The following is a 13178-nucleotide window of genomic DNA, read 5'->3' on the forward strand; positions in this document are numbered from 1 at the left end:
CTACAGAGAGGATGGAAAGGTGAGAGCCATCCGACGTGTCCCGTATGGAAATGCGCCTGTGAGCTATGAGCTGAACCTGTCCGTTGAAGTGGGCATCAGTAGGTGAATCGGCAGCCCGCCGTTATCGGGTTATTGAGCTCGATCGTTTCGTGGTTGATGAACGACACGCGAATCGATCGAAAGCAGAGTGGAACCACGGTAAAAAGCCGTCTCTGTCCCTTTCTATGTGAAGGGGCAGGGACGTTTTTTATTTTAGAAAGAAAATCAGGCAGGAGGTGCCACCCAGTGTTTGCACAATTAAGAGACGACATACAGGTCGTATTTGAACGAGACCCGGCTGCGCGCAGTACTCTGGAGGTTGTCATGACTTACTCCGGTTTGCACGCGATATGGGGGCACCGCATTGCCCACAAGTTGTGGAAGGCAGAGTGGTGTACGCTGGCGCGGGCAGTATCTCAGATGTTTCGCTTTTTTACGGGCATTGAGATTCATCCGGGCGCGCGAATTGGTAGAGGATTGTTTATCGATCACGGAATGGGTGTCGTAATTGGGGAAACATGTGAGATTGGCGACAACGTGACCGTTTACCAGGGAGTGACCTTGGGGGGGACAGGGAAAGAAAAAGGAAAACGACATCCTACTGTCGGCAATGATGTCATTATTGCTACGGGAGCCAAAGTGTTGGGTTCCTTCAAGATTGGCGATAATTCAAAGATAGGGGCAGGCGCGGTTGTGTTACAGGAAGTGCCTCCCAACTCTACTGTGGTCGGAATTAAAGCACGCATCGTCATACAGGATGGAAAGCGCGTCAAATGCGATCTGGACCATGTGAATTTACCTGACCCTGTCGCTGATACGATCCGTCAGATGCAACGGGAAATTGATCACTTGCGCAAGGAATTGGAACATTTGAGGGAGGATAAAAAGAGCCATGAGCATTCAGTTGACTAATACATTGACCAGGCGAAAGGAACCGTTTGTGACATTGGAGCCAGGAAAGGTGAAAATGTACGTGTGCGGCCCTACCGTGTACAACTACATCCACATCGGGAACTCCCGTCCGGCAATTGTTTTCGACACGCTTCGTCGATATTTGAAATATCGCGGGTACCAAGTGACCTTCGTGCGAAACATAACGGACGTGGACGATAAACTGATTCGTGTGGCAAATGAAGAGGGGACGACGGTCAAAGAAGTGGCTGACCGCTTTACGGATGCTTATAACGAAGATTTGCGTTCCTTAAACGTGTTGCCCCCAGATATCCAGCCGCGCGTGATGCAGACGATCCCTGAAATCATTGAGTTCGTGGAGGGTCTGATCGAAAAAGGCTTCGCGTACGAGAGTGAAGGGGACGTATATTTCCGCACGGGTCGATTTGAAGAATACGGCAAGCTGTCCCACCAACCATTGGATGACTTGCAGGCAGGAGCACGAGTAGAAATTAACGAGAAGAAGGAACATCCGCTCGATTTCGCTCTATGGAAGTCAGCAAAACCAGGTGAAGTCGCTTGGAGCAGCCCGTGGGGCGAAGGTCGCCCTGGGTGGCATATTGAGTGCTCGGCGATGGCATTGAAGTTTCTTGGAGAAGAAATCGACATTCATGCCGGTGGTACCGATCTGGTGTTCCCCCATCATGAAAATGAGATTGCGCAGTCGGAGTGCTTTACAGGCAAGGTATTTGCCCGTTACTGGCTGCACAATGGAATGCTCAATATCAATAACGAAAAAATGTCCAAATCACTGGGTAACTTCCTGTTGGCGAGAGATTTGGTTAAACAATTTGGTGGTCAGCTGATTCGCTTTTTCATGCTGCTAGCTCACTATCGCAACCCGATCAATTTTAGCGATGACCTGCTGGATCAAGCATCCAACGGCTTGGAGAGAATCAAGACGGCTTACAACAACTTGACCTATCGTCTGGGAATGTCCCGCGCGGAAGAACCGAACGGACAGGCGGAAGAGCAGGCACGTATCATAGGCGAGCTGCGGGAGAGATTCATCACCGAAATGGACGACGATCTCAATACGGCAAATGCCATCACCGTTTTGTTTGATGTGGTGAAAGAAGCGAATCTGTACATGCGCCATGATAATGTGGGTACCCGCGAGATCCAGGCTTACAAGGATTTGCTCGTGGAGCTTACTGGCATACTCGGACTGGTGCTTGAACAAGAAGAAGAATTGCTGGACAGTGAGATTGATGCGCTGATCGAGGAGCGGACAGAAGCACGCAAGGCACGTAACTTTGCGCGTTCAGACGAAATTCGCGACCTGCTTGCTGCAAAAGGAATCGTGCTGGAAGACACTCCACAGGGTGTTCGCTGGCGCCGAAAATAAGGGGCCGAAGAGACGAAATGCAAAAAGAAGAATTGACCCGAGATCCTAATCAGACCAATCCATTGGTGCTTGCTTTTCTCGGCGACGCTACGTATGCCCATTGTGTGAGGTATCATTTGATTGCCAAGGGGCTGGTGAAACCAAACCAGCTCCACAAAACGGCAAACCGTTACGTTTCGGCGAAGGCGCAGGCAAACATTTTGTTGACCCTGCTGCCTACTTTGCCGGAAGATGAAGTAAACGTAGTGAAGCGGGGGAGAAATGCCAAGTCTGGGTCAACCGCAAAAAATGCGGATATTATTGACTATCGACATGCGACGGCTTTTGAAGCCCTCATCGGATACCTGTACTTAAATGGGAAAGAAGAGCGGATTGCTGAAATTATGCAGCAGGCTTTTGCAATTGTGGAAGGAGAATAAAGAATGAGTGAAGAGTGGATTCTCGGGAAAAACCCGGTTATCGAAGCGCTGCGTTCTGGGCGCACCATAAATAAGATTTGGATTGCAGAGGGAACGAATAAAAACTTGATGGCACCAGTCTTTGCGTTGGCAAAGGATGCAGGGGTCATCGTTACTACAGCCAATCGCAAAAAACTGGATCAGCTTGTCTCCTCGGATAACCACCAGGGCGTAGTGGCTTCTGTTGCTGCTTATGATTATGTAGAAGTGGACGATATCCTGAAGCGGGCAGAAGAGAAGAACCAGCCTCCATTTATTTTGTTGTTGGACGAGCTGGAGGATCCGCATAATCTTGGTTCGATCATGAGGACGGCAGATGCGGTGGGAGCTCATGGTGTCATCATTCCGAAGAGACGTTCGGTGAGTCTGACAGCGACAGTAGCCAAGGCTTCTGCTGGTGCGATTAACTACGTACCAGTTGCGAGGGTCACCAATCTGGTTCGCACAATGGAAGAGCTCAAAGAGCGTGGAGTGTGGATTGCAGGCACGGACGCAAGCGCCAAGCAAGATTTCCGCCAAGGTGATTACACCATGCCTCTCGCGATCGTCATCGGCAGTGAAGGCAAAGGGATGAGCCGATTGGTCCGAGAAAACTGTGATTTTCTGTACAGCATGCCTATGGCCGGTAACGTCACCTCGCTCAACGCATCCGTGGCTGCTGCCTTGTTGATGTACGAAGTTTATCGTTCCAGGAGTCCACTACCTACGCGGGTGAAATAAAATGGCCAAGAAGAAAGCCAAGCAGCTGTTGATCGTGGATGGCTACAATATCATCGGTGCCTGGCCGGATCTGCGCTTGTTGAAAGATCAGGATCGAATGGACGAGGCCCGTGATCAATTGGTTTCCAAAATGGCAGAATACCAGAGCTTTACAGGTACGAAAGTCATCGTCGTATTTGATGCTTACAATGTGCCGGGGATCGGACGACAAATTGAGGACTATCAGGTCGAGGTCTATTTCACGAAGAAAAAGGAGACGGCTGACGAAAAAATTGAGCAGCTAGTCTCCGAATTTCAGCAGAAAAATCGACAAATCTACGTAGCTACCTCAGACTATACTTCCCAGCGTGTCATTTTTGGTCAGGGAGCATTGCGCAAATCCGCGCGGGAGTTATTACTTGACATGGAAGTGGCAGGAAAAGAAATCAGGCAGCAAGTGGTCCAATCCAGGGAAGAACGTTTCTCCAAACGAATTCCGTTGAATGATGAAATAGCGAAAATATTCGAAAAATGGAGAAGGGAATAACTTGGATTCGGTTGACGCTTTTTTACGGCACATGTATAATAACGCTATCTATGGAGAAACCGGTTGGCGGAGGGATCATTTGTGAGTGTTGACCTCAAGGAGCTAATGCATGCCCAATATGAACTAATGACCGACGAAGAAGTTGTCGACCTGGTTCGCGAAAATGACGCCGAAGCGTTGGAGTACTTGATTAACAAGTATAAAAACTTTGTGCGTGCCAAAGCGAGATCCTATTTTCTTATTGGGGCTGACCGCGAAGATATCGTGCAGGAAGGCATGATTGGCCTGTACAAGTCGATTCGCGACTTCCGAGGGGACAAGCTCACTTCTTTCAAGGCATTTGCCGAACTGTGCATCACACGTCAAATCATTACGGCTATCAAGACAGCTACAAGACAAAAACATATTCCTCTCAACTCCTACGTGTCATTGGATAAACCAATCTACGATGAGGACTCAGACCGTACCCTTCTTGATGTCATTTCTGGCACGAAGGTCACGGATCCCGAGGAGTTATTCATCAACCGAGAAGAGTTTGATGATATCGAAGGCAAAATGAGTGAGATTTTAAGTGACCTGGAGCGACAGGTGCTGATGCTCTATCTCGATGGCAGATCGTATCAGCAGATTGCAGTCGAGCTGAAGCGTCACGTCAAATCGATCGATAATGCCCTGCAGCGCGTCAAGCGCAAGCTGGAGCGTTACCTGGAAGGTAGAGAGATTCATCTGTAATTCAGAGAATCTCTCTTTTATTTCTTTTCATGTAGTATCTTTTATCCGCCATTCCCATAAGCTAGGTAAAATCTGGGCTTTTAATGGAACAAAATGTTTTCCTCTTGTCAAGCCGTTTTGTTGACATGAGTTTTTGGGTGTGATAAATTTGTTTAGGTAGCCATAGACTCTTATCTCTCTTGTTCTATGGTTGCTTTGGTGAAATGGTCTGGAAAAAGTAGCGGTTTTCCCGTACTATTAATCATCGGGTTTACTTTCAACTAATAGCAGGTTTGAAATGAGATGGAGGTGGCAATAAATGCGAGTAAACATCACGTTAGCGTGCACCGAGTGTGGCGAGCGTAACTATATCTCCACCAAGAACAAACGCACCACAACTGAACGTGTTGAACTGAAAAAGTATTGCTCCCGTGACAAGAAGCAAACCCTTCATCGCGAGACGAAGTAATGGTTGATGCGACGAAGTCTGGGGGTGGCAAAGTGGGTTTTTTAGCACGAATCGGAGCCAGTTTTCGCCGAACCGGTGGATTTTTTGGCGACGTAATGTCCGAACTGAAGAAAGTGCGTTGGCCCAACCGTAAAGAATTAACGACCTATACATTGGTTGTTATGGTTACTGTTGTGCTTTTGGCGATATTCTTCTTCGTCGTTGATTTGGGTATCTCGCGCTTGATCGATTTGATTCTAGGAACGTAATTTTGCAAGTCTTAGGAGGGACGGACGGTTATCGTCCTGTTGGATATGGAAAAAGCATGGTATGTACTTCATACGTACTCAGGTTACGAAAACAAGGTTAAAACTAATCTAGAGAAGCGACTTGAGTCGATGGGCATGGAAGACAAGATCTTTCGCGTTCTCGTTCCCACTGAAGAAGAGGTGGAAACCAAGGATGGCAAAAAGCGCATCGTCACGAAAAAAGTCTTTCCTGGATACGTCCTTGTTGAAATGGTGATGACGGACGACTCTTGGTATGTCGTGCGCAACACTCCTGGGGTTACCGGCTTTGTCGGATCCACGGGCGCCGGTTCTAAGCCGACAGCGCTGCGTCCTGAAGAGGCCGATACGATTCTCAAGCAAATGGGAATCGAAATTCCCAAGATCAGAGTCGATTTTGCTCTCCGCGATATGGTGCGCGTCACAGATGGTCCGTTTTCTAATCGCACCGGGGAGATTATCGAGATTCACCCGGACAGGCAGAAGGTCCGCGTATTGGTGGACATCTTCGGTCGCGAAACACCGGTAGAGCTAGACTTTACACAAGTTCAGAAATTGGATTAGGATTCAACTTGAAAAGTGTCGCGCTATGTGATACATTTCATCTTGTTTTTACAATCCCACAACAATATTTGGGGTTTCTTGCACTCTCACTATAGATCGAAAGTCTTTTAGACTTTCACCAAACGGTGGGAGGGGGCATTCCCCCGTAATAACCACATGTGAAGTAAGGAGGTGTCTTACGTGGCTAAGAAGGTTATCCGCGTAATCAAATTGCAAATCCCAGCAGGTAAAGCGAATCCTGCACCTCCAGTAGGTCCGGCTCTCGGTCAAGCTGGTGTAAACATCATGGGATTCTGTAAAGAATTCAACGCTCGCACTGAAAGCGAAGTAGGTATGATCATTCCGGTAGAAATCACCGTGTTTGAAGACCGTTCTTTCACTTTCATCACGAAGACTCCACCAGCTGCTATTCTCTTGAAAAAAGCTGCTGGCATCGAGTCCGGTTCTGGCGTACCAAACAAAACAAAAGTTGCAACCCTGAAACGCGACAAAGTTCGTGAAATCGCTGAACTGAAGCGTCCTGACCTGAATGCAGCATCCGTTGAAGCGGCTATGCGCATGGTAGAAGGTACCGCTCGTTCCATGGGTATCGTAATCGAAGACTAATTGTCTTAGTGCAAGGGGGCACAGACGCTGTGCCCCCCTGTCTGTGGGAGGATTAACCGCTACGACCACATTGAAGGGAGATTTAAAAAATGGCCAAAAAAGGTAAGAAATATCAAGAGGCTGTAAAGCTCGTTGATAAAAACAAAGTTTACGAAGTAACGGAAGCGATTGAGCTGGTTAAAAAAGCAGCTACCGCTAATTTCGACGAGACTGTTGAAGCAGCATTCCGCCTGGGTGTAGACCCTAAGCGTGCTGACCAACAAATCCGTGGTGCAGTTGTACTGCCTCATGGTACTGGTAAAGTTCAACGTGTTCTGGTATTCGCAAAAGGCGAAAAAGCGAAAGATGCAGAAGCAGCTGGAGCAGACTTCGTAGGCGATGCAGACATGATCGCAAAAATTCAAGGTGGCTGGTTCGACTTTGATGTCGTAGTAGCTACTCCAGATATGATGGGTGAAGTAGGTAAATTGGGTCGTGTACTCGGTCCAAAAGGCCTGATGCCAAACCCTAAGACCGGTACTGTTACATTTGATGTAACGAAAGCGGTTAACGAAATCAAAGCTGGTAAAATTGAGTACCGCGTTGACAAAGCAGGTAACATCCACGCTCCTATCGGTAAAGCATCCTTCGATGGTGAGAAATTGGTTGAAAACCTCGCTGCGTTGACTGATGCACTGAACCGTGCGAAACCAGCTGCAGCAAAAGGCATTTACATGAAAAATGTAACACTGAGCTCCACTATGGGACCTGGTGTACGCGTTGCTGTAAAATAATGACACTTGACTTCCTTTTGGGAAGTTGATACGATAGTGCCTGTTGATGAAAAGAATATGCCGTAGACAGAAGGTGCGAAGCTTGCAAGAGCAACGCTTAATATCCCTCCGAGGCGTGTAATGTACGAAAGAGGAAACGAAGCTTTCCTTTGACGATATAGCATTATGCCCTCGTGAATGTCTGCGAGGGCATTCTTCATTTTCTAGGATAGAGCACGGGAGGTGTAAACAATGGCAGAAATTCGTCCAACCGTTATTCGTGAAGAAAAAGTTGAAGCGATCAACGTAATCGCTGGCAAACTGCGCGAAAGCCAAACCACAGTAGTGGCTGACTACCGCGGTCTGACTGTAGCCCAAGTAACCGAGCTGCGCAAACAATTGCGTGAAGCGGGTGTTGAGTTCCAGGTGTTGAAAAACTCCCTGACTCGTCTTGCTACAGAGAAGGAAAGCCTGACTGAACTGGATCAATATCTGACTGGCCCGAACGCTCTGGCGTTCTCCAAAGACGATATTATCGCTCCAGCGAAAATCATCGCTGACTTCGCGAAGAAAAACGACAAGCTGGAAATCAAAGGTGGCGTAATCGAAGGTAAAGTAGTTGGTGCTGACCAAATCAAGGAACTGGCATCCCTACCATCCCGCGAAGGTCTCCTTTCCATGCTTCTCTCCGTCCTGCAAGCTCCAATGCGCAACGTTGCACTGGCAGTCAAAGCAGTGGCCGAGCAAAAAGAAGGTCAAGGCGCGTAATCGCCTGATCGGGTTCTAACAACTAAACTTTTCCTTGAATGGGAGGATTTCAAAATGTCTAAAGAGCAAATCTTGGAAGCCATCAAAGGCATGTCCGTTCTCGAACTGAACGACTTGGTAAAAGCAATTGAAGACGAATTCGGTGTAACTGCTGCAGCTCCTGTAGCTGTAGTTGCTGGTGGCGCTGCTGAAGCTGCTGCTGAGCAAACTGAATTCAACGTAACTCTGGTAAGCGGCGGCGCTTCCAAAATCAACGTTATCAAAGTTGTTCGTGAGCTGACTGGTCTGGGTCTGAAAGAAGCAAAAGACCTGGTAGACAACGCTCCAAAAACACTCAAAGAGGGCGTTTCCAAAGACGAAGCAGAAGCTCTCAAAGCAAAACTCGAAGAAGCTGGCGCTCAAGTAGAAGTAAAGTAAGTTAGCTTCCTAATGGAATTCCCCTTGCCTGCGGCAGGGGGTTTTTCTGTAGGTCTTTACTGTGTACGTTAGAGCGTTACCAATGCTTGTTGTATGGATGAGGAAAGGTGGATCACATACGTGTCAGATCACTACTACACCAATCGACCAGGTGCTGCGCATGATGAACAGCAATTTTCTTTTCTACTACGTGGGTTCGAGCTGCGCTTTTATACGGATGCGGGAGTCTTTTCTCGCGATCGAATCGACTTCGGTAGTGTACTGCTAATCGAAACGATGAAGGTAGCTCCCCGTGCGCGAGTACTCGATGTGGGTTGTGGTTACGGTCCCATCGGCTTGACTGCTGCCAGACTCGCTGAGCAAGGGCGAGTGACAATGATTGACGTGAATGAACGCGCAGTCAATCTCGCTCGTCGAAATGCGGAAGGAAATGGCATCAAGAATGTCGATATCCGCGTCAGTGATGTTTATAGCGGAGTGCAAGGCGAAACGTTTGATGTCATCTTGACGAACCCACCGATCCGCGCGGGAAAAGAGATTGTTCACCGTATCTTTACGGAAGGCTACGATCTTCTCGCGGAAGGCGGAGAGATGTGGGTGGTCATTCAAAAGAAGCAGGGCGCTCCGTCTGCATTAAAGAAGTTGCAGGAAATGTACCGTGAAGTAGAAGAAGTAGACCGTTCCAAAGGCTATTTCATTTTCCGGGCAGTGAAATAGAAAAAGTCAAGAAACTAATCTTAGAAAAGTTTTCTTGACGCGTATATTTCATTGTGGTAGCATTATAAAATGTCAATATGGGATAAATGTCTATTTTTCAGTAATTCCCTGTCTGTCAAGCATTTTCTTCTTTTTTCCTTTGGGAGGAATGTTCGAGTAAAAACATGGGAATTCTTTTAAAATAGAGTTCCTCTGGGTTAAAAATGGCTTTACTGGTTTAACCCATTTTTAATTTTGAGGCATTCGTCTGCGTTCTGAAGTGGCCGAATGCCAAGTTTCTGTGTGTGAAAACACAACCTGAGGGGTGAATAAGTTGGCAGGTAAAGTGATTCAAAGTGGCCGACACCGCCAGCGTCGTACGTATTCACGTATTAACGAAGTGCTGGGCCTTCCAAATCTCATCGAGATTCAGCAAAAGTCCTACCAATGGTTCCTTGATGAGGGGCTCCGTGAGATGTTCCAAGACATTTCGCCAATCCAGGACTTCACAGGTAATCTCGTGCTGGAGTTTATCGACTACAGCTTGGGAGAACCGAAGTACGATGTTGACGAGTCGAAAGAACGTGACGTCACCTATGCGGCGCCTCTGCGTGTGAAGGTACGTTTGTTGAACAAAGAGACGGGTGAAGTGAAGGAACAAGAAGTCTTCATGGGGGATTTCCCGCTCATGACTGAAACGGGAACCTTCATTATTAACGGGGCTGAGCGTGTCATTGTCAGCCAGCTTGTTCGTTCCCCCAGTGTATATTACAACACCAAAGTGGACAAAAACGGCAAGCAGACGTTTACAGCTACTGTAATCCCGAATCGTGGGGCATGGCTGGAGTTGGAGACCGATGCGAAAGACGTAATTTATGTCCGCATCGACCGTACGCGAAAAATCCCGGTAACGGTTCTTTTGCGTGCACTGGGCTTTGGTTCTGACATCGAGATCCTCAACTTACTGGGTGAAGACGAGTACATCAAGAACACGCTGGAAAAAGACAATACCGACTCTACTGAGAAAGCGCTGATCGAAATCTATGAGCGCCTTCGTCCGGGTGAGCCACCAACAGTCGAAAACGCGAAGAGCCTTTTGATCTCTCGCTTCTTCGATCCAAAGCGTTATGACCTCGCTTCTGTTGGTCGTTACAAAATGAACAAAAAGCTTCATCTGAAAAACCGCCTGTACAATCAACGTTTGGCAGAAACATTGGTAGATACGAGCACGGGCGAGATGTTTGCCGAAGCTGGTCAAATGATCGATCGTCGTATCTTGGATCGTATCCTGCCAGCACTTGAAGGGGACATCAACTTCATTGACGTTCGTACACATGGCGGCGTTTTGGAAGACGAAGCGATTCATCTGCAATCAATTAATATTTTCTCTCCGATTGAAGATGGAAAAATCATCAAGGTAATCGGAAACGGAAATGTAGATAAATCGTTCAAACATATTACCCCTTCCGATATTGTATCGGCGATTAACTACTTCATGAACCTCCTGCACGGTGTAGGTTCTACAGACGATATTGACCACTTGGGTAACCGTCGTCTTCGTTCCGTGGGTGAGCTCTTGCAGAACCAGTTCCGTATCGGGTTGTCTCGTATGGAGCGCGTAGTACGCGAGCGCATGTCCATCCAGGATCAGAACCAGATTACACCGCAGGCACTGATCAACATCCGTCCAGTGATTGCTTCACTGAAGGAGTTCTTCGGAAGCTCGCAGTTGTCTCAGTTCATGGACCAAACAAACCCGCTTGCTGAGCTGACGCACAAACGTCGTCTCTCTGCACTCGGACCTGGTGGTTTGACACGTGAGCGCGCTGGCTTTGAAGTGCGTGACGTTCACCATTCCCACTACGGTCGTATGTGTCCAATTGAAACGCCAGAGGGTCCAAACATCGGTTTGATCAACTCCCTGTCGTCCTTTGCACGCATCAACGACTACGGATTTATTGAGACGCCTCGTCGTAAGGTAGACCCAGAGACCGGTTACGTTTTGACCGATATCAGCTACCTGACAGCGGATGAAGAAGATGTGTTCAACGTGGCTCAGGCAAACCAACCACTCGATGAAGTAGGACGCTTTGTCAACGACATGGTTATTTGCCGACGTAAAGGTGAGATCCTGAGCGTACCACGTGACAAGGTTGACTTCATGGACGTATCGCCGAAACAGGTTGTATCTGTCGCGACAGCATTGATTCCGTTCCTGGAAAACGATGACGCCAACCGCGCGCTGATGGGTTCCAACATGCAGCGGCAGGCCGTTCCGCTTTTGATTCCACAAGCACCGTTCGTCGGTACTGGTATGGAACACAAAGCAGCACAGGATTCCGGGGTAGCGATCGTAGCCAAGCATCCGGGTCAAGTAGAACGTGTGACTGCCCGTGAGATCTGGATTCGTCGTTACAAGGAAATCGACGGCAAGAAAGTTGCTGGGGATATCGACAAGTACAAAATGCATAAATTTATCCGTTCCAACCAGGGTACGTGTATCAACCAACGCCCGATCGTAAGCCGCGGCGACTGGATTGAAAAAGGCGATATCATTGGTGACGGCCCATCCACTGAAAAAGGTGAATTGGCTCTCGGTCGTAACGTGATCGTCGCGTTTATGACGTGGGAAGGGTACAACTATGAAGATGCGATTCTTCTAAGTGAAAAACTGGTTAAAGATGACGTTTATACGTCTATCCATATCGAGGAATACGAATCCGAAGCTCGTGACACCAAGCTCGGTCCAGAAGAAATCACGCGTGACATCCCGAACGTAGGGGAAGACGCGCTGAAAAACCTGGACGAACGCGGAATTATCCGTGTGGGTGCGGAAATTCAGGATGGCGATATTCTGGTAGGTAAGGTTACACCTAAAGGGGTTACCGAGCTGACAGCAGAAGAGCGACTCTTGCACGCGATTTTCGGAGAAAAAGCACGTGAAGTTCGCGATACATCCCTGCGCGTACCGCATGGTGGTTCCGGTATTATCGTAGACGTAAAAGTATTTACACGTGAGAACGGCGACGAGCTGCCTCCTGGCGTAAATCAACTTGTACGTGTCTACATCGCCCAAAAACGGAAAATCTCCGTGGGTGACAAAATGGCGGGACGCCATGGTAACAAAGGGGTTATTGCCCGGATCATGGCCGAAGAAGACATGCCGTTCCTGCCAGATGGATCGCCAGTAGAGATCGTTCTCAACCCGTTGGGTGTACCTTCGCGGATGAACATCGGTCAGGTACTGGAGACTCACTTGGGTATGGCAGCCAAGCTCTTGGGTATTCACGTGGCAACACCGGTATTTGACGGTGCGCGCCAAGCAGAAGTATTCGAAACACTGGATGAAGCCGGGTTGGACCGTGACGGAAAAACGATCCTGTTCGATGGTCGTACAGGTGAACCGTTTGATCGCCGTGTTACAGTCGGTTGTGTATACATGCTGAAACTGGCTCACTTGGTGGATGACAAGATCCACGCCCGTTCTACGGGACCATACTCTCTCGTTACCCAGCAGCCATTGGGCGGTAAAGCTCAATTTGGTGGACAACGTTTCGGGGAGATGGAGGTTTGGGCACTGGAAGCATACGGTGCTGCCTACACCTTGCAGGAAATCCTTACCGTCAAGTCCGATGACGTCGTGGGTCGCGTGAAAACGTACGAAGCGATTGTCAAAGGAGAAAACGTTCCAGAACCAGGCGTTCCTGAGTCGTTCAAAGTATTGATCAAGGAACTGCAAAGCTTGGGTATGGACGTGAAGATCCTGTCTGGAGACGAGCAAGAGATTGAAATGCGTGAAATGGAAGACGAGGATGAGGGTAGCGGTGAAAAACTGAACCTCGTACTCGAAGGCGGAAGCTTGAACGAGGACGAGTAAGATTCCGGTA

15 protein-coding genes and 2 other annotated features (1 of these 17 only partly in view) are annotated in these 13178 nt (G+C 48.3%); all 15 genes read left to right on the forward strand.

The features are described from left to right. Nucleotides 1-217: a binding site (T-box leader), on the forward strand; it begins 40 nt to the left of the window's first position. A 68-nt stretch (nucleotides 218-285) separates the two neighbouring features. The 15 genes from cysE to rpoB all read left to right on the forward strand — a co-directional run bounded on the left by cysE (nucleotide 286) and on the right by rpoB (nucleotide 13168). After that, nucleotides 286-951 carry a serine O-acetyltransferase gene (gene cysE / locus AN963_RS19825; protein WP_055746190.1) on the forward strand — a complete coding sequence of 222 codons (666 nt, stop codon included), beginning with the start codon at nucleotides 286-288 and terminating at the stop codon, nucleotides 949-951. Next, on the forward strand, nucleotides 932-2338 hold the full coding sequence (cysS, locus tag AN963_RS19830) for a cysteine--tRNA ligase (protein WP_055746191.1): 1407 nt from the start codon (nucleotides 932-934) through the stop codon (nucleotides 2336-2338). The genes cysE and cysS overlap by 20 nt, the downstream gene beginning before the upstream one ends. Before the next feature lie 17 nt (nucleotides 2339-2355). Then, nucleotides 2356-2757 (forward strand): Mini-ribonuclease 3, encoded by a 402-nt coding sequence (locus tag AN963_RS19835; protein WP_055746192.1) that lies wholly within the window; start codon nucleotides 2356-2358, stop codon nucleotides 2755-2757. Between the two features lie 3 nt (nucleotides 2758-2760). Further along, nucleotides 2761-3516, forward strand: a complete 756-nt coding sequence (gene rlmB / locus AN963_RS19840) for a 23S rRNA (guanosine(2251)-2'-O)-methyltransferase RlmB (RefSeq protein WP_055746193.1) — start codon at nucleotides 2761-2763, stop codon at nucleotides 3514-3516. A gap of 1 nt (nucleotide 3517) precedes the next feature. Further along, nucleotides 3518-4042: an NYN domain-containing protein gene (locus AN963_RS19845; RefSeq protein ID WP_055746194.1), complete on the forward strand. Its 525-nt coding sequence runs from the start codon at nucleotides 3518-3520 to the stop codon at nucleotides 4040-4042. Nucleotides 4043-4123: 81 nt separating this feature from the next. Further along, nucleotides 4124-4774: an RNA polymerase sporulation sigma factor SigH gene (gene sigH, locus AN963_RS19850; protein WP_055746195.1), complete on the forward strand. Its 651-nt coding sequence runs from the start codon at nucleotides 4124-4126 to the stop codon at nucleotides 4772-4774. A 298-nt stretch (nucleotides 4775-5072) separates the two neighbouring features. Beyond that, complete coding sequence (gene rpmG / locus AN963_RS19855) at nucleotides 5073-5222, forward strand: 50S ribosomal protein L33 (protein WP_003392018.1); 150 nt, start codon at nucleotides 5073-5075, stop codon at nucleotides 5220-5222. Continuing rightward, nucleotides 5222-5470: a preprotein translocase subunit SecE gene (secE, locus tag AN963_RS19860; RefSeq protein ID WP_055746196.1), complete on the forward strand. Its 249-nt coding sequence runs from the start codon at nucleotides 5222-5224 to the stop codon at nucleotides 5468-5470. Before rpmG ends, secE begins: the two co-directional genes overlap by 1 nt. 45 nt (nucleotides 5471-5515) lie before the next feature. Then, entirely contained in the window at nucleotides 5516-6052 is a 537-nt protein-coding gene (gene nusG / locus AN963_RS19865) for a transcription termination/antitermination protein NusG (RefSeq protein WP_055746197.1), read from the forward strand. Between the two features lie 180 nt (nucleotides 6053-6232). Then, on the forward strand, nucleotides 6233-6658 hold the full coding sequence (rplK, locus tag AN963_RS19870) for a 50S ribosomal protein L11 (RefSeq protein ID WP_007716214.1): 426 nt from the start codon (nucleotides 6233-6235) through the stop codon (nucleotides 6656-6658). An 89-nt stretch (nucleotides 6659-6747) separates the two neighbouring features. Further along, nucleotides 6748-7431, forward strand: a complete 684-nt coding sequence (gene rplA, locus AN963_RS19875) for a 50S ribosomal protein L1 (protein WP_055746198.1) — start codon at nucleotides 6748-6750, stop codon at nucleotides 7429-7431. A 42-nt stretch (nucleotides 7432-7473) separates the two neighbouring features. After that, nucleotides 7474-7638 (forward strand) — a sequence feature (ribosomal protein L10 leader region). 24 nt (nucleotides 7639-7662) lie between these two features. Further along, on the forward strand, nucleotides 7663-8178 hold the full coding sequence (gene rplJ, locus AN963_RS19880; RefSeq protein ID WP_055746199.1) for a 50S ribosomal protein L10: 516 nt from the start codon (nucleotides 7663-7665) through the stop codon (nucleotides 8176-8178). A gap of 54 nt (nucleotides 8179-8232) precedes the next feature. Further along, a complete protein-coding gene (rplL, locus tag AN963_RS19885) occupies nucleotides 8233-8595 on the forward strand; it encodes a 50S ribosomal protein L7/L12 (protein ID WP_055746200.1) in 363 nt (120 codons plus the stop codon). A 120-nt stretch (nucleotides 8596-8715) separates the two neighbouring features. After that, nucleotides 8716-9312 carry a class I SAM-dependent methyltransferase gene (locus AN963_RS19890; protein ID WP_055746201.1) on the forward strand — a complete coding sequence of 199 codons (597 nt, stop codon included), beginning with the start codon at nucleotides 8716-8718 and terminating at the stop codon, nucleotides 9310-9312. Nucleotides 9313-9625: 313 nt separating this feature from the next. Then, nucleotides 9626-13168 carry a DNA-directed RNA polymerase subunit beta gene (gene rpoB, locus AN963_RS19895; RefSeq protein WP_055746202.1) on the forward strand — a complete coding sequence of 1181 codons (3543 nt, stop codon included), beginning with the start codon at nucleotides 9626-9628 and terminating at the stop codon, nucleotides 13166-13168. Nucleotides 13169-13178: the final 10 nt, after the last annotated feature.

Source organism: Brevibacillus choshinensis (assembly GCF_001420695.1).
Classification (GTDB): domain Bacteria; phylum Bacillota; class Bacilli; order Brevibacillales; family Brevibacillaceae; genus Brevibacillus; species Brevibacillus choshinensis.